The 22,582-nt window shown below is 40.5% G+C and carries 21 protein-coding genes, 1 pseudogene and 1 riboswitch; of the genes and pseudogenes, 17 read left to right on the forward strand and 5 right to left on the reverse strand.

Translation table 11 applies throughout. The features are described from left to right. Positions 1 to 487 precede the first annotated feature (487 nt). Entirely contained in the window at positions 488 to 721 is a 234-nt protein-coding gene (locus IE222_RS16965; protein WP_191274818.1) for a hypothetical protein, read from the reverse strand. 287 nt (positions 722 to 1,008) lie between these two features. Between IE222_RS16965 and IE222_RS16970 the strand changes: the two genes are divergently transcribed. The 3 genes from IE222_RS16970 (at position 1,009) to IE222_RS16980 (ending at position 3,474) form a co-directional block, all read left to right on the forward strand. Next, positions 1,009 to 1,389, forward strand: a complete 381-nt coding sequence (locus tag IE222_RS16970; RefSeq protein ID WP_191274820.1) for a TerB family tellurite resistance protein — start codon at positions 1,009 to 1,011, stop codon at positions 1,387 to 1,389. Positions 1,390 to 1,585: 196 nt separating this feature from the next. Then, complete coding sequence (locus tag IE222_RS16975; protein WP_191274822.1) at positions 1,586 to 2,713, forward strand: M14 family zinc carboxypeptidase; 1,128 nt, start codon at positions 1,586 to 1,588, stop codon at positions 2,711 to 2,713. A 143-nt stretch (positions 2,714 to 2,856) separates the two neighbouring features. Then, positions 2,857 to 3,474, forward strand: coding sequence for a YitT family protein (locus IE222_RS16980; protein ID WP_191274824.1), 618 nt, complete (start codon positions 2,857 to 2,859; stop codon positions 3,472 to 3,474). 21 nt (positions 3,475 to 3,495) lie between these two features. Here IE222_RS16980 and IE222_RS16985 read toward each other — a convergent pair whose 3' ends face one another. Next, the gene (locus tag IE222_RS16985; RefSeq protein WP_308435611.1) at positions 3,496 to 4,380 is read right to left on the reverse strand and encodes an SDR family oxidoreductase; all 885 of its coding nucleotides are present in this window, start codon (positions 4,378 to 4,380) and stop codon (positions 3,496 to 3,498) included. Positions 4,381 to 4,566: 186 nt separating this feature from the next. Between IE222_RS16985 and IE222_RS16990 the strand changes: the two genes are divergently transcribed. The 3 genes from IE222_RS16990 (at position 4,567) to IE222_RS17000 (ending at position 7,758) form a co-directional block, all read left to right on the forward strand. Then, on the forward strand, positions 4,567 to 4,743 hold the full coding sequence (locus tag IE222_RS16990) for a hypothetical protein (protein WP_191274828.1): 177 nt from the start codon (positions 4,567 to 4,569) through the stop codon (positions 4,741 to 4,743). Between the two features lie 332 nt (positions 4,744 to 5,075). Continuing rightward, on the forward strand, positions 5,076 to 5,417 hold the full coding sequence (locus tag IE222_RS16995; protein WP_191274952.1) for a zinc ribbon domain-containing protein YjdM: 342 nt from the start codon (positions 5,076 to 5,078) through the stop codon (positions 5,415 to 5,417). Positions 5,418 to 5,562: 145 nt separating this feature from the next. Beyond that, positions 5,563 to 7,758 carry an alpha-galactosidase gene (locus IE222_RS17000; protein WP_191274953.1) on the forward strand — a complete coding sequence of 732 codons (2,196 nt, stop codon included), beginning with the start codon at positions 5,563 to 5,565 and terminating at the stop codon, positions 7,756 to 7,758. A gap of 260 nt (positions 7,759 to 8,018) precedes the next feature. On the opposite strand, the gene IE222_RS17005 is transcribed toward IE222_RS17000, so the two are convergent. Continuing rightward, positions 8,019 to 8,999: a DMT family transporter gene (locus tag IE222_RS17005; RefSeq protein WP_191274830.1), complete on the reverse strand. Its 981-nt coding sequence runs from the start codon at positions 8,997 to 8,999 to the stop codon at positions 8,019 to 8,021. A gap of 134 nt (positions 9,000 to 9,133) precedes the next feature. Between IE222_RS17005 and IE222_RS17010 the strand changes: the two are divergent. Further along, a pseudogene (locus tag IE222_RS17010) lies at positions 9,134 to 9,280 on the forward strand (GntT/GntP/DsdX family permease); the annotation flags it as partial. A 38-nt stretch (positions 9,281 to 9,318) separates the two neighbouring features. Here IE222_RS17010 and IE222_RS17015 read toward each other — a convergent pair. Beyond that, the gene (locus IE222_RS17015) at positions 9,319 to 10,152 is read right to left on the reverse strand and encodes an HAD family hydrolase (protein WP_191274832.1); all 834 of its coding nucleotides are present in this window, start codon (positions 10,150 to 10,152) and stop codon (positions 9,319 to 9,321) included. 373 nt (positions 10,153 to 10,525) lie between these two features. Then, a riboswitch (Lysine riboswitch) is annotated at positions 10,526 to 10,709 on the forward strand. A gap of 171 nt (positions 10,710 to 10,880) precedes the next feature. On the opposite strand from IE222_RS17015, the gene IE222_RS17020 reads away from it, so the two are divergent. The 4 genes from IE222_RS17020 (at position 10,881) to IE222_RS17035 (ending at position 13,958) form a co-directional block, all read left to right on the forward strand. Beyond that, on the forward strand, positions 10,881 to 11,729 hold the full coding sequence (locus IE222_RS17020) for a transporter substrate-binding domain-containing protein (protein WP_191274834.1): 849 nt from the start codon (positions 10,881 to 10,883) through the stop codon (positions 11,727 to 11,729). Between the two features lie 59 nt (positions 11,730 to 11,788). Continuing rightward, a complete protein-coding gene (locus tag IE222_RS17025) occupies positions 11,789 to 12,514 on the forward strand; it encodes an amino acid ABC transporter permease (RefSeq protein ID WP_191274836.1) in 726 nt (241 codons plus the stop codon). Between the two features lie 19 nt (positions 12,515 to 12,533). Next, a complete protein-coding gene (locus IE222_RS17030; RefSeq protein WP_191274839.1) occupies positions 12,534 to 13,268 on the forward strand; it encodes an amino acid ABC transporter ATP-binding protein in 735 nt (244 codons plus the stop codon). Between the two features lie 153 nt (positions 13,269 to 13,421). Then, the gene (locus tag IE222_RS17035) at positions 13,422 to 13,958 is read left to right on the forward strand and encodes a CueP family metal-binding protein (RefSeq protein WP_191274840.1); all 537 of its coding nucleotides are present in this window, start codon (positions 13,422 to 13,424) and stop codon (positions 13,956 to 13,958) included. Between the two features lie 48 nt (positions 13,959 to 14,006). Here the strand turns inward: IE222_RS17035 and IE222_RS17040 are convergent, their stop codons facing one another. Beyond that, positions 14,007 to 15,452 (reverse strand): L,D-transpeptidase family protein, encoded by a 1,446-nt coding sequence (locus IE222_RS17040; protein WP_191274842.1) that lies wholly within the window; start codon positions 15,450 to 15,452, stop codon positions 14,007 to 14,009. A gap of 357 nt (positions 15,453 to 15,809) precedes the next feature. Here IE222_RS17040 and hprK point away from each other — a divergent pair, with 357 nt between their 5' ends. The 6 genes from hprK to IE222_RS17070 all read left to right on the forward strand — a co-directional run bounded on the left by hprK (position 15,810) and on the right by IE222_RS17070 (position 22,571). Then, entirely contained in the window at positions 15,810 to 16,748 is a 939-nt protein-coding gene (gene hprK, locus IE222_RS17045; protein ID WP_191274844.1) for an HPr(Ser) kinase/phosphatase, read from the forward strand. Between the two features lie 108 nt (positions 16,749 to 16,856). After that, entirely contained in the window at positions 16,857 to 18,167 is a 1,311-nt protein-coding gene (locus tag IE222_RS17050; RefSeq protein WP_191274846.1) for an amidohydrolase, read from the forward strand. A 33-nt stretch (positions 18,168 to 18,200) separates the two neighbouring features. Then, a complete protein-coding gene (locus IE222_RS17055) occupies positions 18,201 to 19,532 on the forward strand; it encodes a helix-turn-helix domain-containing protein (protein WP_191274848.1) in 1,332 nt (443 codons plus the stop codon). A 237-nt stretch (positions 19,533 to 19,769) separates the two neighbouring features. Continuing rightward, a complete protein-coding gene (locus tag IE222_RS17060) occupies positions 19,770 to 20,288 on the forward strand; it encodes a flavin reductase family protein (protein ID WP_191274850.1) in 519 nt (172 codons plus the stop codon). A gap of 217 nt (positions 20,289 to 20,505) precedes the next feature. Then, complete coding sequence (locus IE222_RS17065; protein WP_191274852.1) at positions 20,506 to 21,969, forward strand: 4-hydroxyphenylacetate 3-hydroxylase family protein; 1,464 nt, start codon at positions 20,506 to 20,508, stop codon at positions 21,967 to 21,969. A gap of 29 nt (positions 21,970 to 21,998) precedes the next feature. Further along, positions 21,999 to 22,571 carry an FAD synthetase gene (locus IE222_RS17070; RefSeq protein ID WP_191274854.1) on the forward strand — a complete coding sequence of 191 codons (573 nt, stop codon included), beginning with the start codon at positions 21,999 to 22,001 and terminating at the stop codon, positions 22,569 to 22,571. The last annotated feature ends 11 nt before the right edge of the window (positions 22,572 to 22,582 follow it).

Genomic DNA, 22,582 nt, shown 5'->3' on the forward strand with positions numbered 1-22,582 from the left:
AAAAGGCAACAGTGATTTAGTCGTCCTCCTCATAAGCTTCTGTTGTCGTATCCCTGCAATCCCAGCATTCAGCCCGCGTTCTCTCCATAATCGATAACTCCATTCCACAGGAAATACAGATATCCATAGTAGAAGCTCCTTTCTATAAAAAAATATGAATACCAATATATATGTTTGGTAAAATAGTTATATTCTTATATTTGGAAAAACGTGCAAATGGGATAGTTTAAACTAGGGGACAAATGAAGCAGGAGAGAACTGGGGGACCCTTGCTTTTCTTCATCTTTTTAATAATTTTCCTATTGGTTTGTAGATTAGTCTATTATGGGTGGTGCCTGGTATTTCTTTATACTTTCAGCGAAATCACCAGACAATACTTTTTCCATCATCAGCACATCGCCCATATTTTCTCAGCGTCAATGCTATCTGGTTTTGCTGATTTTATACAAAAATAGCGGCACCTTCTTTAGGAAGGTGCCGTTGCAATTTAATCGTGATTAAAGTCATAATCATAATCATAATCGTAGTCGAAACCATTACCATTGTTATTGTTATCATCATACCAAGGATGCGGATAATACCCGCCTGGTCCCGGATAGTAATATGGCTGATAATAAGGATGGTAATGATACGGGTAGTAATAAAGCCTTGGGTTATAAGGGATATACTCCTGATACCCATGCATTGGACTCACAGTTTGTAACGGGAATTGATGTTGCAACAGTTTAACCTCCCAATGGATTTTAATCCTTCCATAGCCAGAAGGCCACATTTTAAAATGGAATGATGATGCTATTGTATTCAGTCAACTTTTTCTGGAGCCTGTTCGCACTGCGATGTGCATTCGCGATCTTTTATAGATGTGTGTGTGCCTGACACTGCATGCAATTTTAACAATTGGTGTCAGGCACCAGAGGATCCGTCTCTTCCCTGAGTTGTTCCTTTGAAACTAAATTTGTTCTATTTCGTATAAGATAGTACAAAGTGTACAAGGAGTTGTATGTATTTATGTTTCTAGCTGAACTTCAGCAGGACGAGAGAGAAGCCTTTTTAGAATTGGCTGCTTTTATTGCTAAAATTGATGGAAGTGTATCCGTTTTTGAAACCTCTGTTTTGAGCAGATATAAAAAGGAAATGGAGCTTGAGGATTATAAGGAAAAAGGTCTGTCCATTGATGAAATTCTAACGAGTTTCAAAAGTGAACGTTCTAAAAATATTGTCTTAGCTGAACTTTTCCAGCTAATCTATGCAGATGGCGTTTTTCATGGTCAAGAAAGCGAAGTTGTAAATTTAATAAAAAACAACTTCGAGTTCAAGCCAAATGAATTCGGAAGCTTCAAAGCTTGGATTGATAAGATTAAAGAGTTATCTGTACCTTATAAGGAATAGTGAACGGTGTCAGCACTGTTCACTATGAACACGAGAACCATCTCCGTGCTTCAAGAGGGAATTATGTAATAATTGGGACTTTTCTCTCTATTGTTTTTTACTCTTTTTTCCTACTATGGATAGAGACCCCATAATAAAAGGGAGGAGGTTTCTATTATAGAGGGGGTAAAATAATATATAGAGAGAGGTCTGGAAAATGAGTTTATCAGTTTTTAAGAAAATAAGTCTATTAACAGCAATGATGCTTCTAGTGTTTTCATCCTTTGCTTTTGCTGCAACCAACCCAGGCGGCCCTTCCACAAATGGCCAAACCAATATCAGTTCAACTCTATCATTTGCGGATGTGGTAAAGATTCTTGGTGATATTGAGCATTCCAGCAAAGGGAAGGTAGAAGTCTTTACTCTGGACAAGTATGGTAAATCAGAAGCAGGAAGAAGCATTTATGTCGCGAAAGTCGGAAATGGTCCTGAAAAAGTTTGGATTCAGGCTCAAATACATGGAAATGAAAAATTAACGACAGAGGCCGCGCTTGAACTTTTAAAAACATATGCCAGCAGCAATAATAAAGAGGTCCAAAAAGTATTAACTGAGGCTACCCTCTATTTTATTCCAATGTACAATCCAGATGGAGCGGAAATGAATACCCGCGGAACGAAAATTATGTCAACCGGCAAACTGCTTGATTTGAACCGGGATTGGACCCTTGATGGCTTTGCCGGAAAGGAATCGCTGGTGGTTTACAAATATTGGGCTGATTTGAAGCCGGACTTTGCCATTGACCTGCATCATCAAGGACTGAAACAGGTGTACGGAACTAACGAAGCGACATCCTTCTCCTTAGGAATTTCGCTTGCTCCTGATGGTCCGACATTGCCGTCTTATAAAAACTATAACGATGTAACGCGGCAAATGCTTGCTTACGTATATGACAATATGAAGGGGTATGGATACACACATATCGACCGCTATCAAATTGTTGATTCGGCAAAACAAGTTGGATACGATATCGATATTAAAGGCGGTGTTGTATCAGCCATGATGATGGGCCTGAACTATAAAGGGCTAAATCCTGATAACCACAGCCATCCAGCCGTATTTTTCGAGACAAAAGGAAATACAAGTGAAGGAAGTCTCGGACAAAAATCAAATGGCTATTTAACAAAGCAAAATTATCTAGCTTTGAAATCTCTAATCTATGGTTATGTCACAGGGGAAATTCACGAGGTTGACCCGGACCACTGGAATGACATCCCGGCGTATCCGCTGGCAGGGTATTGGACAGATTACAATGGAATTGTTCCGGTCGGTGCATCGGGGTATTAATAATTTCAAAAAGAGTGTTTTTCTTAATGACCTTTTACTTAGGTCAGTGAGAAGGCACTCTTTTTTTTTCGGCAGCGAATGTTTCCATTTTTAGGAGAATATATTTTATTAATACTATGGTGGCATGGGGAAAAGGGGACCTTATGTTTAGAAAAAAATTAATCTACTACATAGATAATCGTCGGTCAAGCTATATGTCATTTTATAGGAGGGGATGTTTCATTTGTTTGGGCGCCCTGCTAGTAGCTATTTCATTGCAATTATTTTTAATCAAAAATTATGTAATTGACGGCGGGGTCATCGGAATTGGTATTATTCTATCCCATATTACCGGTCTTCAAATAGGCCTGCTATTGTTGTTATTAAATATTCCATTTTTCTTTATCGGTTATGCCTTCCTGGGGAAACGATTTTTCGCCTTAAGCTTTTTCGCTATATTTGTTCTAACAATAGGAACGAATTTACTCGAACCTATACCTGCCATCACTAATAATCCAGTCTTTGTCATTATTTTTGGCGGAATTTGTTTAGGATTGGGTGTAGGCATTATCATTCGCTTTGGCGGCTGCCTGGATGGGACAGAGGTTATGGCGATTCTATTTAGTAGACGTACAAGATTTACTATTGGCCAATATGTCCTTTTATTTAATGTTGTTATTTTTGGAAGTGCCATTTTTATTTTTGGCTTACAAGCGGCAGTATACTCATTAGCGACTTTTTGTGTAGCTTGTAAGACGATTGATATATTAATAAAAGACTAAGGAAGCAGGGGGTTCCGCTTCCTAAGACGACATGATCTGGCCGCCGTTTACGTGAAGTATTTGTCCGGTAACGAAGCGAGAGTCGTCGGAGGCAAGGTAGACAAAAGTCGGGGCGACTTCAAATGGCTGTCCTTGCCGTTTCATCGGATTGCCTGCGAGGGCAACTTGGTCGGCAGAGAAGCTTGATGGAATCAGTGGAGTCCATATGCGTCCGGGAGCAATGGCATTTACCCTGATGCCTTTGTCAATAAGATTATGTGCCAAAGCCCTGGTAAATCCAACATTTGCTGCTTTCGTCGCTGTGTAATCCAGCAATTGTTTATGACCATAATAGGCGACCACAGAAGCGGTGTTGATGATGGAACTGCCGGCTTTTAAGTACGGGAGTGCAGCACGGGTGGTGTAAAAATGGGAGTAGATGTTTACTTTAAAAGTATCGTCAAATTGCTCATCGGTAATATCCAGCAGGCTTGCTTGCTGAAATTGGATTCCGACATGGTTGCAAAGTACATCAAGTTTGCCGAATGTTTGAATCGTTTTTTCGACAATATGGATACACTGCTGTTTTTCTCTAAGATCCCCCGGTAATAATAAACACCGCTGCCCCAGTTCTTCAATCCGCGTTTTGGTTCGATTGGCATCCTCATGCTCATCTAAATAGGCAATGGCAACATCAGCGCCTTCTTTCGCAAAAGCAATCGCGGCTGCTGCCCCCATGCCGCTGTCTCCTCCGGTAATCAGCGAGACTTTTCCTTTCAGTTTTCCGCTTCCTTGATAATTTGGATTCTCGATAATTGGCCGCGGTACCATTAATTTTTCAACGCCCGGCTGGCGAAGCTGACGCTGTTCCGGAACCGTGATGGGAATATCTTCATAACGGGTTATTTTTCCATAGTGGGGGTACATCGGGTAATCCTGATTCGGCGGCGTCTGGTGATGATCATTAGTCATGGTGAGCCTCCTTTAAAAAACATATTCCCGTTACTGTATGTAATCTGGGCAGGTCAAGTGCCTGTCATACTGCTTGTGTACGGGCTCAATGCTGGGGGAAGTGGAATAGTGTAAAAAAAGAAGTTCTAGGAGGTTTTTGCTGTGCAGTATTATTATCAATTGAGCCGTGAAGCAAAGTTATTGTTAGTAAACGATTCAAAGGAAAAGGAGGAGGTTGTCTATAATTCTAATCAGCAGCCTGTGAAAATACCGCTAATTGGCCCGCGTCCGCCATATTATGCGAATCCAAGGTATGAGCCGTATTATCCGGTTATATAGCATTGGTGGAGGTACTGTTTTTAATAGTGACGTTTCAGAGACTGGTTTTGGTCTACGTGCCCCCGAACGGTTAGTTTTTTTTAGCAATTTGGGTCACGTAGAGCCTGTCTACGAGAGTATTGGTGCTTGACCCTTGATGTGCTAAAGCATTAACGCACCAGGACTCAGGCATTTACATTAAAGGTCATTCTTTTTACTATTTGTGCAATTTGGCTTATAATAACCAGAAATGGATAAAGATTCACAATGAATAAAGTTATTAAATAAACAACTTTTTAAGTTGTCTTTTTGTGGGTTCATTGCAAAAAGAATTAACAAGCGGGGGAAGATTAATGAGTCAATTGCCGAATTGCCCAAAATGTAATTCAGAATACACCTATGAGGATCGAGGCCTTTTGATTTGTCCAGAATGCAGTCATGAATGGGCTTTTGGACAAGCATCGGAAAATAGGGAAGATGAAAAGGTATTCAAAGACGTAAATGGAAATGTCTTAAATGATGGTGATACCGTAACAGTTATCAAAGATCTTAAAGTAAAAGGGAGTTCATCCGTTTTAAAACAAGGCACCAAAGTTAAAAACATCCGTTTGATTGATGGGGACCATGATATCGACTGCAAAATTGACGGATTTGGCGCAATGAAGTTAAAATCGGAATTTGTTAAAAAAGGGTAAATACGTTCAATAAAAAAGGAAAGCTGCTTATGACCAGCTTCCTTTTTTTATTTTCTCAGAGAATTGAAATTAATATCTTTTAGTGCTGTTTAATTATTAAACGAAATATTATAGGAGTAAAAAACGTTGTTGGGAGTGGATTATTATACCGATAGAGTGGAATAAACAGGATAGGATTTTTCATTTATATAACAGAGGGATAAGTTATGTCATTCAAATCGTCCATGGAAAATATCCTGCCCATTTGTATTGGGGAAGCCGGGTTCAGACGCTCCAGCCAGCTTCAATCCTTACCTGCAAGAGCCGGGCTTTTTCTCCAACCAACGAACCAAAGGATACACAATTTTCTTTAGATACTCTGCCGCAGGAGTATCCGGCATTTGGAAACGGGGATTTCAGGTCACCAGCATATCAGCTCCGAACCAGGGACGGCTCAACAATTACTGAATTTGTTTATGATTCTCATGAAATTTTTCAAGGAAAGCCTCGTTTAGATGGACTGCCGTCTGCCTATGTTGAAGACGAGGATGAGGCGGATACATTAGTCATCACCATGGTGGATTACCAGCTTGGGGTAGGGCTAAATCTCTTTTATACTATTTATCGGGACCTTGATGTCATCACCAGATCTGCTTCCTTTGAACATCGTGGTTCTCATCAAGTGAAAATACATAAATGTATGAGTATGTCCGTCGATTTTCACCACACTAATTGGGATTTACTGCATCTTCATGGAACATGGGCAAGGGAGCGCCATATCGAACGACAGCCGCTAATCCGCGGAACTCAACTGATTTCTTCTGCCAGAGGTGCAAGCAGCCACCAGCATAATCCCTTTCTAGCATTGCTCTCTAAGAATGCAAGCGAAGAGTATGGTGATGTTTATGGGGTTAGTTTAGTGTATAGCGGAAATTTCCAAGCAGCTATTGAAGTAGATCCATATGAAACTACTAGACTAGCAATTGGAATTAACCCGTTTGATTTTATCTGGATCTTAAAGCCAGGGGAAACATTTCAAGCGCCAGAAGCTCTTATGGTTTTTTCTAAAGAAGGACTCGGCGGCATGTCAAGAACGTTTCATCGATTATTGCGAACTAGACTGTGCCGCGGTAAATACCGTGATAAGGTCCGACCCGTTCTTTTCAATAACTGGGAGGCAACGCGGTTCAATTTTACTGAGGAAAAATTAAAACACCTTGCGGATACTGCAGCTAACTTGGGAATTGAGCTGTTTGTTCTTGATGACGGCTGGTTCGGACACCGCAGCAATGCAAAAAGCTCGCTGGGGGATTGGATGGTAAATCGGAAAAAGCTGCCCCATGGTTTAAAGGGATTAGCTGAATATGTTCAAGCAAAGGGGATGCAGTTTGGACTCTGGGTAGAGCCGGAAATGGTTTCGCCAGACAGCAATTTATATCGCAGCCACCCAGATTGGTGCCTGCATGTCCCAGGTCGAAATAGGACGCTATCGCGTCATCAGCTTGTGCTTGATTTAAGCCGGGAAGATGTTTGCGATTGGTTGATCGAAACCCTCACAACGCTCTTCCGCAGTGCGCCGATTACCTATGTGAAATGGGACATGAACCGAAATATGACGGAGGTCGGTTCTGCCGCGCTGCCTCCCGAAAGGCAAAAGGAAACCGCCCATCGCTATATGCTTGGCTTGTACCGAATTCTTGAAATATTGACAGACCGGTTTCCTGAGATTTTGTTTGAAAGCTGTTCGGGTGGTGGCGGGCGCTTTGATCCTGGGATGCTGTATTACATGCCGCAAACCTGGACGAGTGATGATACAGATGCAGTGGAAAGGTTAAAAATTCAATATGGAACAAGCCTTGTTTACCCAGCGATTACGATGGGAGCCCATGTTTCTGATGTGCCAAATCAGCAAGTAGGAAGGATCACTCCATTACAAATGAGATTAGCTGTCGCCATGGCGGCAAATTTAGGATTTGAAATGAAAGTCGATAAGCTTGGTGAGAAGGAAAGGAAGGAAATTAGGAGGGGAATTCAGTATTATCACCAAATCCAGAAGCTCGTTTGTTTCGGGGATTTGTTCAGGCTGATAAGCCCATTTGAAGGAATGGACACTGCCTGGATGTATGTGGCACCAACGCAGAACCTAGCGGTTGTTTTTTACTATAAAGTTCTTTCAACACCGAACCCGCGCTTGTTTCGTCTTAAGTTATCCGGGTTACATCCTTTGGTAAAATACCGAATAAATAATGGCGATCAGGCTTATTTCGGTGATGAGTTAATGAAGGTTGGGATAACGATGCCGCTGATAAAAAAAGACTTCTTCTCTGAGGTTTTTTTGGTCAAGGCAGTTGACGAAGCTTAGCAGTAAAGTCAATTAGGATTTTTTATGTAGGATGGTGCCTGTCCATATTTGTGGAATCATTCCATTGCCCAAACAAAAAATCCGGCTCTAGGCCGGAAGAAAAAAATATATAGGGGGTTGAAAGACTATGAAAAAGATCATATCCGTTTCATGTACTCATCTTACCTCCTAAAAATGAACAATTTATGAATAAACTATGAAATCAGTATTAAAGTTGCAAGAGTAATGGTGCCTGACACCAATGCAGTGTCAGGTACCATTTATTTATAAACTTCCTGCTTCGTTTGTCGTTTGATCATTATCGGGGCTTTATTTCTTTTTTTATTCACAGCTGTTATGCCGGCGGCGACAAGGAGGAGTGCGCCGACTGTGTTCATCGATAAATGTTCACCAGGCAGGAATATGGCTGATAGAATGGTTCCGGAAACAGGTACTACAAACTTATAAAGTGAAACTTCTCCAGCCTTATTGTACTTTAACAGCGAAGTCCACAAAGCAAAGGCTGCCGCGGATAAAAAAACTGCATAGAAAAGGAGCAGCCAAGCATTTGTTGTAAATGTCATCGCATTGGGGGCAACGTTTGGTATCCCAACGATCAGCATGAGGAGTGAACCGATAAGCATTTGCCATCCTGTCAAGGCGAAAGGATGTATCTTAGCGGCCAAGCGTTTAGATAAAAAGGTTCCAAAAGCACCTGCCAATCCCGATAACAGCATAAACCCTTCCCCGGTAAAGGTGAAAGTTAGTGAAGCATCCTGGCCCCAGTTTGCCAGGACAATACCTCCGAATCCGGTAAAAAAACCGAATAACTTGCGCCCGTCAAGCCGGTCATTCGAGTAAACAAAATGCGCTAGAAAAACAACGAAAAACACTCCGCTTGAATTTAGAATAGCCGCTTTCATTCCTGATGTATGAGCCAATCCGTTATAAAAAAAGAAATAAGATAAACTTGTTGATAGTAGTCCTAAACCAATAATGGCAGGCAGTTGTCGCCAGCTTATTTTTAGTGCCTTGCGATCAATAAAAAATACGATCAACAGCAGCAGCAGAGCTGACAGCATGAAACGCATACCGGCAAAAACAATTTTGGCAGATAAATCATCTCCCGCCATACCTAGCTCTTCATAACTTACTTTTAATACAGGAAAAGCGCTCCCCCATAAAATGGAGCAAAACACGGCAATAATAATAACCCAATATTTATTTGTCATGAAATGTGAAAAACCCAGTTGTTGTTTCATACTGGTCAACTCCAAATTCCTTCTATGAATCTAGTTTTTAATTATACACAAGGCTTCAATCGCCTGCCACTAAATGGAACTTTTAGGAGTGTTATACCTTGTCTCATTCATTGTCGTATTATTATTAGGAATCCATTGTAGGTATTGCATTATTTCTTGAAGTTACCATTGTATTATTAGTTCCAATTATTTTTTCAATCGCAAAAGAATTAAAAGTTTCTATTGTAAAGTTAGGTTTGCCGATGGTTACCACAGCTTATCAAGGAATTAATGGATTCTTGTTCTTCCACTGCTATTGCTCTAGGAATGCTGCTATTAATCATTGGGGCGAAAGCACAGCATCTTTTGCAGGTGGTGTTAATTTCAGCAAATCACGCATTGCGTAGGCAAAGCCATCTTCATCATTGGTCTTTGTGATTATATCTGCCTGTTGTTGAATAGACAGAGGGGCATTACCCATCGCGATCGATGTCGTTGCGACTTCGAATTGAGCGAGGTCATTTCCGCCGTCACCGATTGCAATAATTTCATCAAAGGAAAGATTCATCATTTGTTGATATCGCAAAATAGCCTTCCCTTTATGGGCATCGCTTGATGTGATCTCTAGATTATTCGGAAAGGAAGAAGCCTTGGTAATGTCAAACATATTGGCTAATGCCATTTTTACCGGCTCAATTTTTTCACATTCGTCCTCCGAAACCAAGGCGATGATTTTGAAAATTTTCAGGTTGTCTTGTTCTAGTATTTCATCATAATTGTAACCGCGGAAAAAGGCATTAAGCTCTTCTTTACTTTTACCGTGCAATGGCGGTAAAGTCGAAGGGAAACCGCCGTAATTGGTATAAACAAGTATGCCTGCGCCCAATTCTTTTAAAATCGAAAGGATTTCTTTATAAATAGAGACAGGGATCGTTGCTTCATATAACACCTCTCGAGTTTTGGAATATAAGACAGAGCCATTGATACAAAAAATCGGAACGTCTAATTGTTGTATGGCTTGATATTTAATCACATCCGCAAAAGCACGGCCAGTGTTTAAAATAATGCAGTGACCTTGATCCTGCAATTCGTTTAAGACTTTTAAATTTTCTTCCGATATGTCTTGCTGCGAGTTTAATAACGTACCGTCTAAATCAATCGAAATACATTTCATGGGATTCGTTTATTTCCTTTCTGTGCTTTTAGCTTTTGTAGGAACTAAATGTAATTTGCTTTGGTTACATACTACTATATTTATAAAAATTAAAACAGATTTGAGCAATGGATATTTCTTGAAATCCTTGTGGTTACCAACAAAGTGAAACCTAGGACAAAATAGCACTCAGTAAGATAAAGTTCTGTCCAGAAAATGAAGGGAAAGTTGAGATTAGGCAGCAGCTTAAGCTTATTATTGCCTCACTGCTGATATAGTAAATAATACCCGTGATTTCGACAATTCTTTACAAACTTCGGCGAAGGCTGCTTGACAGTATCACGAACATGTTATACGATATAATATATAAAATTTAATAGGACCTCACTTTTACTAGTGAGGTAGAGGCGCGTTATTTAACAGTCCCTTGGGGAGTTTGAGAAGCTATGATTCTAGGGAGAAGGAAATATCGCCGAAGCTTGTAATTATCTCAGGATTACTGGCTGGGTCTGCAGTGAAGAACTGCAGGACTGTCTCAATAAACAATTCCCGGTTTATTGAGGGGTGCTATCTCATTTGGGAGAAGAAGAGGACTTTAGGGCAGAAATGTACACGAGACCTAGGTTTATCTTAGGTCTCTTTTTGTTTTATAAATAATCAAAATAGATGAAATAGTCCAACTTATAGAATAATCTGCCGACTTAGGTTATAAAATCTATTAAACTACAAAGGAAAAGGAGAAATTGATTATGAGAAAAAAATTTCCATTAGTACTTGTGCTTTCTTTCGCCATGATGCTTCTGCTTGCAGCATGTGGTACAAGTGACAAGTCGGAAAAAACAAATGAATCAGCGAAAAAAGAAAAAGAAGTCTTTAGGGTAGGAATGGAAGCTGGATATGCACCATTTAACTGGACCCAAGTGGATGATTCTAACGGTGCGGTTAAAATTCAAGGCAATGCTGAATATGCGGGCGGATACGATGTTGAAATTGCGAAGAAGATTGCTGAAGGTTTAGGAAAAGAATTAGTGATTGTCAAAACAGAATGGGACGGCCTTGTACCAGCATTAACTTCAGGTAAATTGGATGCCATTATTGCCGGTATGTCCCCGACAGATGAGCGTAAGCAAACTATTGACTTTTCGGATAACTATTACACATCCCATTTTATCATGATGGTAAAAAAAGGCGGGCCATATGAAGGTGCAACTTCGATTCAAGACTTCAAAGGGGCAAAAGTAACAGGACAGTTAAATACATCTCACTATGCGGTAATCGACCAAATTAAAGGGGTTAAGAAACTCCCGGCAATGGACAATTTCCCGGCTATGCGTGTGGCGCTTGAATCTGGCATCATTGACGGGTATGTGTCTGAACGTCCTGAAGGAATCAGTGCATCTGCAGCTAACAAGAATTTTGCCATGATCGAATTTAAGGATGGATTTAAAGCAGATCCAGCTGATACAGCCGTAGCTGTCGGCCTTAAAAAAGGCAGCGATTTAACAGCGAAAATCAATGAAATTCTAGCAGGTATCTCCGAGGAAGAACGTCAAAGTATTATGGATACTGCGGTTAAGAACCAACCAGCTGCAGAATAATGAAGTAAATACCGGCTGCATCTTTTGCAGCCGATTTTTTTCAATTTAGGGGGAGAAGGATGAGCTTAGAGTATATATTAACCATGATTGCTAACAACTGGCCCATGTTTCTTCGCGGGGCAGGAATGACACTCTTTGTGTCAATCATTGGTACGATAGTTGGAGCTATTATAGGTTTATTGGCAGGGGTCATTCGGACAATACCGGTGCCTGAAAATAAGTCAAAACGGATTTTCTTAAAATTAGTAAATTTAATTCTTTCAATCTATATAGAATTTTTCCGCGGCACACCGATGATTGTCCAGGCAATGGTTATTTTTTATGGTTCTGCATTAGCCTTTGGCATCGATATGAACGTAACAGTAGCGGCCCTTGTGATTGTCTCCATTAATACGGGAGCTTACATGGCGGAAATTGTCCGCGGGGGGGTTATTTCTATCGACAGGGGGCAGTTTGAAGCAGCACAGGCAATTGGAATGAATCATATGCAGACGATGCTGAATGTTGTCCTGCCGCAAGTCATTCGCAATATTTTACCAGCAACTGGCAATCAATTTATTATTAATATTAAGGATACGTCCGTACTGAACGTCATTGGTGTAACGGAATTATATTTCCAGACCAAAACAGTGGCCGGCATCAGCTTCAAATATTTTGAACCATTCTTTGTTGCATGTGTTCTATATTTCGTTATGACGTTTAGCGTAACATTAATCCTGCGTTATTTTGAGAGAAAACTAGATGGACCGGAAAACTACAGCATGACGGGAACGAAAGCTTTGTAAATACGAAGGAGAGGCATACATGGAAAAAGTAATTGATATACAGCATTTAAGCAAATCCTACGGTTCACATGAGGTATTGAAGGACATTGATTTCTCAGTGAAAAAAGGAGAAGTTGTTTGTATCATTGGTTCTTCAGGGTCGGGGAAATCTACTCTTCTTCGTTGTATCAATCTATTAGAAAAACCAAGCGGCGGCCAAATTATCTACCATGGAGAAAATATTTTAGACCATAAACACGATATTCACGCTTATCGTACAAAACTTGGTATGGTTTTTCAGCAGTTTAATTTATTTAATAACCACAATGTTTTAAGTAACTGTGTGGTAGGACAGGTAAAAGTATTAAAGCGCTCGAAAGAAGAAGCAGAAACTGTAGCGAAAAAGTTTTTAAAAGTCGTTGGTATGGATCAATATGTGAATGCCAAGTCGAAACAGTTATCAGGCGGTCAAAAACAGCGGGTTGCTATTGCAAGAGCCCTTTCAATGGAGCCGGATGTGATGCTGTTTGATGAACCGACATCGGCTCTTGACCCTGAAATGGTAGGAGAAGTGTTGAAGGTCATGAAGGAACTGGCTGAAACAGGTCTGACCATGTTAATTGTTACACACGAAATGGAATTTGCAAGAGAGGTATCAGATCGTGTGGTATTTATGGATAAAGGTGTAATTGTGGAAGATGGAAGCCCCGAGCAAATTTTCAACAATCCAACCCATGAACGCACAAAGGCATTTTTAAAACGCACGATAAAATAGCAATGAAAAATCCCTTGAATCCCTACTCTTGATTAAGGGATTTTTCATTAGAGACCCAAATTTGTAGAATTTGTGTCAAATATAGGGGAAGTGGACGCGTAATAAAGAAAAAAGGTACAATGTATAGAAGGAAAGAAACAAGGAGTGAATCGAATGAAAGCTAAACTCATAATGGTTACTTTTTTTGCCGCCATTATGCTAGCTGCTTGCAGCGGTACAGGTAAGGAAGAAAGCCAGCCTGTAACGGAAAAGAATGCAGGTAATGTTAAGGAAATGGTCCAGGACTACAGTGCAGGCGATAAAAAAGCTCAAAATGCTTCGATTACCTTGCAGCAGCTTATTGTAACTGCCAGTAATGGAAGCGAGACGGCATATGACCTGCCGGAAAAGGAGTTTTTTGTTTCTATTGCTCCTTACATCAACGAAACCCATCCTTGAATGAACCATAGCTTGACAGGTTGTCAAGGTGAACTAGCAAATAAAGAATTTAAGTTATACATCGAAGACGAGGATGGTAATGTCATAAGAGATGAAATGGTTAAAACTCCAGCTAACGGCTTTATCGATTTATGGCTGCCGCGGGACAAATCATATCAGATCAAGATTGAGCATGAAGGAAAAAAGGTCGAGCAAGAAATCTCTACTTTTGAAAAAGACCCAACATGCATTACCACAATGCAGTTAATGTAATTCAAGCAAAAAGGCAAGAGGACGGACCTCTTGCCTTTTTGTATGTCATTAATAAATAACAACCGGGTCGTAAGTGCTAAGGGTATTATATACCACACTCATGATGTTGGATGGAGTATTGACGCAGCCGCCTGAGCCTGCTGTTAAGTAGGCATTGCTTCCCCAGTTGCTCCGCCAGCTGGCATCGTGAAATCCTTGTCCGCTGTTGGTGAATGGAGCCCAGTAATTAACCTTGACGGCATAATCGCCTTTGCCAACTGCCGTTCCTTTAAGTGTGTACTGCTGTCGTTTATAAAGGATATACCACACACCCTTTGAGGTATCTTCCCCCGTGATATGTTTGCCGGTCACTACATTGGTGGTGACGGCCAATTTTCCATTTTTGTAAATCCAAATTCGCTGTTCGGCAATGGACACTTCCGCATAGGTGCTGCCAATGCCATTATTCGATATGTTATCATAACCGATGCCTTCATTACTCCAGCCATGGCCGTATATATTTGAAGCAGAAACTGATTTTGTCCCTTCTTCAAAAGCACTTTGAAGCAGCGTTGCTTCTTTATCAACGTCTATTGCCCAGCCGTAGCCCTGTCCTTTAACTGAGATGACTCTTCCAGAATGGGTTTTAAAGGTAAAGTTTTTATCTAATGTTGACTGAGCATCATTTATTTCAGCAATCTTGTCCTTAATCCCGCTTGGGTCAATGGAAACCTCCATATTCTTGGAAACAGAGGCATCTTGAATTAACTCATGGGCTTTTAAAGAATACTCTTTATTTTGGACCTTATAAACAATCGTCTGCTGCAGCAGTTCTTGAAGCTTTTTCTCTTCGTTTTTTACAATGGAGCTGTCTTCTTTTATAGGCTTTAAAAATAATGCTTTCAGGTGGATATCGCTTTTATATTCCTGCTTTTGGTAATCCTTCATCAGGCTGGCGACATCATACTGTTCCCCGTTTTCGCTTTTAGTGATAACAATTTTGCCCTCCTCCAGCTTCGCTTTGGCATCTACGGGAGCTTTAAGGCTTTTATTCAAAGATAGGAGTTTTTTCTCAACAAGCTTTTTCATCGTATGGCTGCGGTATTGATCCGCCTCTTCAGGGATAAGCCAGAAATTTTTTGCTTTAAAGGAAGGAAAAAATGTCCACTGGCTTTTTAATAATTTCTTCACTTCCGGTAAGTCTTTATCTGTAAATCCCATTTGTGTATCTTCTTCATCTAAAATAAGCTGCTTCCCGACATAGACTCTGTTTGCTAGTTCAGCAGTTTTTAATTTTTTAATTGCTTGATCAGCAGTCAGGCCGCCGACGTTAGTGTCATTAATGGTAATCTGCGAATTGAACCGGGTTGCCTGAAAATAACTGATACCTCCAATTATGAGTGCAATAATAATAACACCAACTGTTATAAACTTCCTGTTTTTAGACCGCTTTTTTGAGTCTCCCCGCCGTGTTATATCAACCTCTTCAACTAATGCATTTGCCGTGTTACTCATAAACCTTCCCCCCGCATTAACCAAATAAACTATGTATCAACGTCCCGTGACTTTATCTAGTGTTTTTGAACCAAAACCACTGAATAGTTTACCTTATTATTATTAAATTATCACTAGTATTTTACTAGATTTTACAATTTCCTTGAAATAATTTTAACACAAATGAAATATAATTGATATTATATCCTGCTGCCCAAATATATGAAAGAAATAAAATCTTACAGTTTTAGGAAGCGAACATATAATCAGAACAGTTAGTTGATTCCACTTTTTAGGAAATCGGTTTCAAAAGGGATGATTATTTTATAACTTTTCAGTATAATTCAAATAAAAAGCTATTAGGGCGGTGAGAATTAGGTGAAAAAAATAACAGTTGAAAACTTAGTTCGGAAGTTTTCATTAAAAGTATTGGCTGGCGGCGATCAACTGCAGAAAAAAATTACACAATCACGTGTACATCGTCCAGGCCTGGAATTTGTGGGGCATTTTGATTTTTTTCCAACCGAACGAGTTCAAATACTAGGAAAAAAGGAAATTACCTATTTACATAAATTAAGTGAAGAGGAACGTAAATTTCGAATCGGGAATATTGTCCACTACCACCCGCCATGTTTTATTGTAACGGCAGGAGATGAAGGGCTTACCTATTTAAAACAGCATTGCATTGAAAAGGGGATTCCTCTGTTAATGACCAATCAGCCGGAGACAACTTCGGAGTTTATGATCAAATTGGATGCGTATTTGGTGAAGGAATTAGCACCAGAAATGACGGTGCATGGAGTTTGTGTGAATGTATCCGGTATTGGAATCTTACTTCGCGGTAACTCGGGGGTTGGAAAAAGCGAGACAGCACACACGTTAATTCGCCGCGGGCACCGGCTGGTTGCAGATGATGTCGTTGTCTTAAAGAAGCTGAGTCCGCAAACGATTCTTGGTACTCACGATGAAAAAACCAAAGAATTCTTAGCTCTTCGCAGTATTGGGCTGCTGAATGTCGTTCGCTTATACGGCCGCAGAGCATTTCAAGAGGAATCGCGGATTGCCCTGGATATTCATTTAACTAAGTGGCAGAAAGATGATTTGAATAATGAATTGGATCAAAAACCTCATTATATAGATTATATGGGAGTGAAGGTCCCATCTCTTGAAATCCAGCTTCAGCCTGGACGAGATGTCGGGGGATTAATCGAGGCAGCAGCGAATAACTGGTATTTACGCCAGCAAGGATATAGCGCGGCAGAAGAGTTCATGAGCCGGATTGAGGCTGATATTGAAGGTTCTGGGAAACATAATTAGCTAAAACACTTTTAAGTTCTATTTTAGGTATATATTCGGAATCAACTCATTAAAGATGTTTGCTGCTGTACTTCAGAAGAAAGCGGAAGGATTCAAGGAGGAATAAACATGATGAATCAGATTTCAGAGTTGACAGAAGAAATTAGTCAATCGCTAATCGAATGGCGTCGGGACTTTCATACATATGCAGAGTCTGGATGGGTTGAATTCCGTACGGCTTCTATTGTGGCATCTAAGCTCTCTTCTTGGGGTTACGATGTCAGCGTGGGACGGGAAGTTGTCGATGAGCAGTCACGGATGGGCGTTCCAGACGAAGCGGCCTTAGAACAGCATAAGCAAAGAGCCTTAAGCCAGGGCGGGCACCAGGAATGGATTGACCAAATGGCTGGAGGCTTTACGGGAGTGGTTGGTGTTTTAAACACAGGCCGGCCTGGACCAACAATCGGGTTACGTTTCGACATGGATGCATTAGACATTCAAGAATCATCAGATGGTAGCCATCGGCCATTGCAAGAAGGATTCTTCTCTTTAAATGAAAACATGATGCACGCATGCGGGCATGATGCTCATACAGCTATTGGCCTTGGGGCTGCATCCGTCTTGTCTAACATGAAAGATCAACTAAACGGCTGTTATAAACTCATTTTTCAACCTTCAGAAGAAGGGGTGCGCGGGGCTAAGTCGATGGTCAATGCTGGGGTTGTCGATGATGTTGACATCTTTATTGCCATGCATATTGGGCTTGGCGCTGAGCTTGGCGAGTTTATTTGCAGCGACCTTGGTTTTTTGGCAACGACAAAATTTGATGTGACCTTCACAGGGAAAGCCGCTCACGCGGGTGCTAATCCCGAAGAAGGAAATAATGCCCTCCTTGCTGCAGCAACGGCAACGTTAAATATGCACGCTATATCCTCTCACAGTCAGGGAAGCTCCCGTATTAATGTTGGTGTCTTTCAGGCTGGAAGCGGGAGGAACATTATACCCAATAAGGCTTTTCTTAAAGTGGAGACTCGCGGGGAAACGACGGAGGTAAATGAATATATGTGCAAACGAGCGTTTACCATCATTCAATCCGCAAGTGATATGTACGATGTTACCTCTAGTATAAAATTGACAGGTGAAGCTAAGACTGTTAAGCCAAGCACAGAACTGTTGTCTTTTCTTCGCAATCAAGCACGGTCTGTAACGGAAATACATACGATTAAAGGAGTTTTTCAATCAGGCGGCTCGGAGGATGCAACCTATATGATGTCCCGTGTACAGGAAAAGGGAGGCCAAGCAGCTTATGTGGTTTTTGGAACACCGCTTGCTGCCGGCCATCATAATGAGAAATTCGACATTGATGAAAAAGTAATGCCAATTGCCGTTAAAACGTTAATAAACTGTATTACAAATATAAATGGTAAGTTTCATTTCTAGGTAAGGGGATCTTAGTTAGTTGGAGGGGTGTAGTTGAGAACAAGAGTCGGTATTGTAGGTCCAAAGGATTCTGTACAGAAAATGAGTGAAGTGGCAAACGATTATAAGGATCAAATAGAACTTTTTCCGTTTATCTATCAGCACGCAGAAGAAACAACAAATATTGTGGAAGAAAATCAAGATCTAGTGGACCTTTGGATTTTTTCGGGTATGACACCTTATACATTGGCAAAAAAAAGCACATCAAAGCAGCCATTTTTTTATCTTATCCTAAATGATTCCAGTTTAATGAAAGCATTAATGCAAATTAGTTATAAAGATAAATTGGATATAAATAAAGCAAGCATTGATTTGCTTGAAGAACATGATATTTTTGAGACATATGGAGATTTGAAGATTTCATCAGAACACATTCACTGGTATAAATATTTAGGATTTACGCCAATTCAAGAGATCCATGATTATCATTTAAACCTATTTAAAAAAGGTAAAGTTTCTGTTTGTATCACCTGCTTAAGTGATGTGTATGAAAAGCTTCGTGCTAAGGGAGTGCCTGTTTACCGAATTACTCCAACACGTGCCAATATTAGATTGACCATAGATGCGGCACTCCAGTATTGGCAGACGGTGCATTTAAAATATTCGCAGATTGCTGTTATGTTAATCAAAACGGAAAGTACAGAAAAAATTGAAAGCCCGCATGTTTTGTCGTATGACCTGCATCGGTTAAATTTAGAGCTGCAATCGGCTATATTATCTTTCTGTGAATCAATATCTGGATCGTTTATCTCATTAGGGATCGGAACATATATGATTTTTTCTACAAGAGGCTCTTTACAGGAAGATGGGGAACAAAGTATTCATCTTTTAGAAAAGCTGGCTCTAATTACGGATTTACCTTCCAATATTGGAATCGGATATGGGGATACTTCTTTAGCCGCAGAGGAAAATGCGCGTCTAGCTTTACATCATGCACAAAATCATGGTACATACTGTGCTTTTTCGGTAGAAAATAATGGGGTAGTAAAAGGCCCATTAACCGAAAAAGAAAGCATCTCTTATGGGTTTAGAAATGAAAACAAAGAGATGGGGGAGAAGCTGAAGGAAAGCGGAGTCTCGATTACTACGTTTAATAAAATCATGTCTGTGCAAAAAAGATTAGGCAAGAACACGGTAACAGCTTCGGAAATAGCAGAATGGTTAAAAATGACACAAAGAAATGCCCGGCGGATTCTTACGGATTTAACAAAGGTTGGGATTGCGGAAGAGGTAGGAGAAGAAGCTCCTACTACCAGAGGGAGACCGCGGAAAATATACCGAGTGGGCTTAGATTTTTTAGCTAGTATTCAATTGAATTCAGAATGATGGTGTTAAGTATAAGATATTTTGATTAAGCGGCCGTCTTAACCAGGTTCCTCTTTGGTTGAGACAGCCGTTTTTTGATCAGTTCGTTAATGACGAGGTCTTTATTACCGTTTTTAATCTTTTCTAACAAAATAGAATTTTTAGAAAATTTGTTGACTTTTTAAAAAGAAGTTTGTATAGTTTTAATTAAGGAATATATAGAGAATAATTCCCTTATTGGAAAAGGAGGAAAATGAGATGAGTAACGTGTCTTCTCAAGAAAACAAACCTAATCAAGCAGTGAGTTCCGAGGAATTCAGAAATGTAATTGGCCATTTCGCCAGCGGAGTATCCATAATAACGGTTAGAGAAAATGAAGTGGATTATGGCATAACTGCCAGTGCAGTGAGTTCTGTTTCTCTTGATCCCCCTATGCTTCTAGTTTGTGCCAATAAGAGTACTGGTACGTGTCATGCAATTTCAAAAGCAGGTTCATTTACGGTAAATATCCTTGCCGATGGCCAGAGTGACCTTGCGCTGCAGTTTGCTAGAGCGAATACGGATAAGTTCAAGGATGTCAATATGTCTTATGGTGAGCTTGGCAACCCAGTATTGAACGACACTCTTGCTCAAATTGAATGCCGCGTCGTGGAAGAAGTAACAGGCGGCACTCATTCTGTATTTCTTGCGGAGGTTCAAAAGGCTGACGCAGCAGAAAACGACCCTTTAGTGTATTTCAGAGGGAAATTTGGCCAGTTTAAGCAGATTTCACGGTAATTGATAGAAAGCTATTTTTGAAAGCCTTTTCGATAGGTTGTATTAAAGGACTTTGTTGATTTTATCCCCCTGTTGATTGGAGCGGAAGGCGGAAGACTCCTGCGGAATGCTCCACGGACCGCCCGCGGAAAGCGAAGTGCCTGGTGTGGAAATCAACAGCCAGTTTAAGCCATTTCGATAAAAATAAAGAATAAAAGTTTAAAAGGAGGAAGCAGTTATGGCATTAAGGACAGGTAAGGAATATCGTGAATCATTGAATGACGGACGCGAAGTTTATATCGACGGAGAAAGAGTCACAAATATTACGGAGCATCCCGCATTTAAACCAATTATCGATGTGAAATCAAGAATGTATGACATGGCTTTTGAACCACAATATAAGGATATATTAACAACCACGTTGGATGATGGTGAAGTTGTTTCCCGCGCTTATAAACCGCCAACAACGAAAGAAGATTTAAAAGCTATCCGGACTCACGTAGAAACGGTACTAGATGATCTTGGCGGTGTTGTGTACCGAGTGGGTGATGAAACAATCGGTGAAATGTGGTCGCTATACGATGCGAAGGATCGATTAAATGAAATTGATCCTACCTATGCTAGAAATATTGATTATCATATTGATCGGATTGCAAGAGAAGACATTTTCCACGTTTCCGCGAACACAGATCCAAAAGGTGACCGCAGCAAATTATTCAGCGGCAAAGATGGCGGAACATTGCTTCATGTTGTCGAGGAAAATGATAAAGGGATTGTGGTGACAGGTGCTAAGTTTGAAACCGCTGCAGCCTATGCGAACCAAGCCTTCGTAAAACCGACTATTTTAGACTGGGCAGCTGGAGCTGACAGCATGGCGCCGTTTGCCTGCGGATTCATCGCAGATATGGGAGCGCCAGGATTAAAGCACATTTGCCGCAGCTCTCTAGGTACAACAAACAATAAAACGGATTATCCAATTTCAACAAAATTCCAGGAGATTGATACGTTGCTTGTTTTTGACAATGTGTTAATTCCATGGGAAAACGTGTTATTCCATCGTTCATTAGAATCTGCGGCCTATATTCGTGCGACAGTACACCGCTATTCTGCTTTCAACTATACGCTTAGACTATTGCGCAGAGCGGATTATTTACTTGGAACAGCTTTATTGAATGTTGAGCAGACCGGTCTTACACAGCTTCAGGCAGTAAAGGAGAAAATTTCACAGCTAATCAACTATAGAGAAGGAATTAATGCGCATTTAACAGCAGCTGTTGCGGAAGCAGAAGTAAGTGCCAGCGGTTTAATGATGCCAAATCAATCGCTGCTTTATACTGGCCGTGTATTCGCGCTAGAAAACTTCCCGGCAATGGCTCATTTAACAAGAGAACTTGTTGGCGGCCAATTAGCGGTTTCACCAGACTCTGATACAATGGCTGATCCGGCGATTCAACAATATATGGATAAGTACTATTCTGTAGGTCAGTGGACTCCTGAAGAGCGAGGAAAATTATTATACTTTGCAAGAGATCTTTTAAACTCTTCCTATGCAGGACATCTTACAACCTTTGAATTGTTTGCGCAGAGCCCTCCATTCGCGCAGCAAATGGCTGTCTTTAATAATTTTGATGCCGAAAAGCAGCGCGAATTAGTTCGTAAAGCGGCAGATCTGCAACCAAAAAAATCAGCAGTAACTGTGTAATTTTTTAAAATAGAAAGGGGAAGGTTTCATTGGAAATTCATATACCAGGTACTTTAAAGCTTTCTGCATCTGTTCTTACGATCGGTGCTCTCGACGGTATTCATAGGGGTCATCAGGCATTATTATTAAAAGCAAAAGAACGAGCCGAAAAGCTTGGAGTTCCTTTTGTAGTATATACCTTTGATCCTCCCCCGAAAATATTCTTTACAGGCTGCAGGCTGTTAATGTCTGTGGAAGAAAAGCTGCAGCGTCTTAAAATGATTGGAGCTGACCATGTGATTGTCGGTCCATTTAATGAAGCGTTTATGAAACAGGAAGTGCCGGATTTCATTGCCGAACTACAAGAAATGAATCCCGTTGAAATTTGGGAAGGTCCAAACTTCCTATTTGGAAAAAATCGTAAAGGCACAATCGAAGTGTTACGACGTTATTTTACAGTAGAAGTGGTAGAGCCATTAACCTGCGAACATGGTGATATGATATCTTCAACACGGATACGGCAGCTGTTAAAGGAAGGCAACTACACCCAAGCCCAAAGACTACTGGGAGAGGAATATTTTACTTCCTTCGTAGCAGCAGGTTCCTTTACTTTAAAGGTATAAGAAAAAAATTT

Origin of the sequence: Neobacillus kokaensis (assembly GCF_014656545.1) — a bacterium.
Lineage (GTDB): Bacteria > Bacillota > Bacilli > Bacillales > Cytobacillaceae > Neobacillus > Neobacillus kokaensis.

Coding starts and splice junctions, on each gene's coding strand:
- IE222_RS16985 (WP_308435611.1), bottom strand. CDS start 4,380: ATGTACCCCCACTATGGAAAAATAACCCGTTATGAAGATATTCCCATC.
- IE222_RS17050 (WP_191274846.1), top strand. CDS start 16,857: ATGATGAATCAGATTTCAGAGTTGACAGAAGAAATTAGTCAATCGCTA.
- IE222_RS16995 (WP_191274952.1), top strand. CDS start 5,076: ATGAGTCAATTGCCGAATTGCCCAAAATGTAATTCAGAATACACCTAT.
- IE222_RS16970 (WP_191274820.1), top strand. CDS start 1,009: ATGTTTCTAGCTGAACTTCAGCAGGACGAGAGAGAAGCCTTTTTAGAA.
- IE222_RS17025 (WP_191274836.1), top strand. CDS start 11,789: ATGAGCTTAGAGTATATATTAACCATGATTGCTAACAACTGGCCCATG.
- IE222_RS17060 (WP_191274850.1), top strand. CDS start 19,770: ATGAGTAACGTGTCTTCTCAAGAAAACAAACCTAATCAAGCAGTGAGT.
- IE222_RS17005 (WP_191274830.1), bottom strand. CDS start 8,999: ATGAAACAACAACTGGGTTTTTCACATTTCATGACAAATAAATATTGG.
- IE222_RS16975 (WP_191274822.1), top strand. CDS start 1,586: ATGAGTTTATCAGTTTTTAAGAAAATAAGTCTATTAACAGCAATGATG.
- IE222_RS17015 (WP_191274832.1), bottom strand. CDS start 10,152: ATGAAATGTATTTCGATTGATTTAGACGGTACGTTATTAAACTCGCAG.
- IE222_RS16980 (WP_191274824.1), top strand. CDS start 2,857: ATGTTTAGAAAAAAATTAATCTACTACATAGATAATCGTCGGTCAAGC.
- IE222_RS17040 (WP_191274842.1), bottom strand. CDS start 15,452: ATGAGTAACACGGCAAATGCATTAGTTGAAGAGGTTGATATAACACGG.
- IE222_RS17020 (WP_191274834.1), top strand. CDS start 10,881: ATGAGAAAAAAATTTCCATTAGTACTTGTGCTTTCTTTCGCCATGATG.
- IE222_RS17030 (WP_191274839.1), top strand. CDS start 12,534: ATGGAAAAAGTAATTGATATACAGCATTTAAGCAAATCCTACGGTTCA.
- IE222_RS17065 (WP_191274852.1), top strand. CDS start 20,506: ATGGCATTAAGGACAGGTAAGGAATATCGTGAATCATTGAATGACGGA.